Source organism: Mesorhizobium sp. M7A.F.Ca.CA.003.01.2.1, from assembly GCF_003998945.1.
GTDB lineage: Bacteria > Pseudomonadota > Alphaproteobacteria > Rhizobiales > Rhizobiaceae > Mesorhizobium > Mesorhizobium ciceri.
Genome location: NZ_RZRA01001405.1, coordinates 1 through 929 on the forward strand (window position 1 = coordinate 1; position 929 = coordinate 929).

1 protein-coding gene is annotated in these 929 nt (G+C 66.4%); it reads left to right on the forward strand.

What is annotated here, in order from left to right; all coding sequences use genetic code 11:
• The first annotated feature begins 16 nt into the window (after positions 1-16).
• Positions 17-919, forward strand: coding sequence for a transcriptional regulator GcvA (gene gcvA / locus EN969_RS33030; protein WP_063168574.1), 903 nt, complete (start codon positions 17-19; stop codon positions 917-919).
• The last annotated feature ends 10 nt before the right edge of the window (positions 920-929 follow it).

A 929-nucleotide genomic window follows, 5' to 3' on the forward strand; every position in this document is an offset into this window, starting at 1 on the left:
GTAGAAAAACTACTGCATGCCCGAAACCTTCCTCAGCTTGCCGCCGTTGAATGCGCTGCGCGCCTTCGAAGCCTCGGCGCGTCATCTCAACTTCCGCATCGCGGCCGAAGAGCTCAACGTCACGCAAGGGGCGGTCGCCCAGCACATTCGCGGGCTGGAGGCCGATCTCGGCACGAAGCTGTTCGAGCGGCTGCCGCGCGGCCTGGCGCTGACCGATGAGGGCCGCGCCTATGTCCCCAACATCCGCCGCGCCTTCGACCTGATCTCGGAGGCGACGCTGCTGCTTCGTCCCGAGCCGGCGCGGCTGACGATCAGCGTGACGCCGAGCTTCGCCACCAAATGGCTTATCCCGAGACTGCACGACTTCGTCGCGCACCACCCGCTGGTCGACCTGCGCGTACTGGCCAGCGAAAGCCTGTCGAGCTTCCAGGCCGATGGCGTCGACATCGCGGTCAGGCAGGGCCGCCCACCCTTCGGCGCCGGGCTGGTCGTCGACCTGCTGTTTCCCCAGCAGATCGTCGCCGTGTGCAGCCCGGCCCTGCTGCCGGCCGGCGCGATCGAGATCGCGGCCTCCGAAATCCAGCACCACGTACTGCTGCACGATGCCCACAATCTGTGGCCGGAATTCATGGAAAAGGCCGTCGGCCTGAAGATGACGACCGAACTCAAACGCATGCGCTTCAACCAGACCGGCCTCGCCATCGACGCGGCGGTGGCCGGCCAGGGCATTGCGCTGGCCAGCCGCTTTCTCGTCGCCGCCGACCTCGCCGCCGGCCGTCTGGTTCAGCCCGTCAGCGGCGAAATGCGCGGCACGCAGGATTTTTATGTCGTGATGCCGAGAAAACAGCGCCACCCCGAGCCGACGCAAGCCGTGCGGCAATGGTTGCTGGATGCCGGAGAGCGACGACCTTTGTCGTGAGACCTTCGCA

What these genes read in the sequence shown, in the direction of transcription:
- gcvA (WP_063168574.1), top strand. Translation starts at nt 17, where the DNA reads ATGCCCGAAACCTTCCTCAGCTTGCCGCCGTTGAATGCGCTGCGCGCC.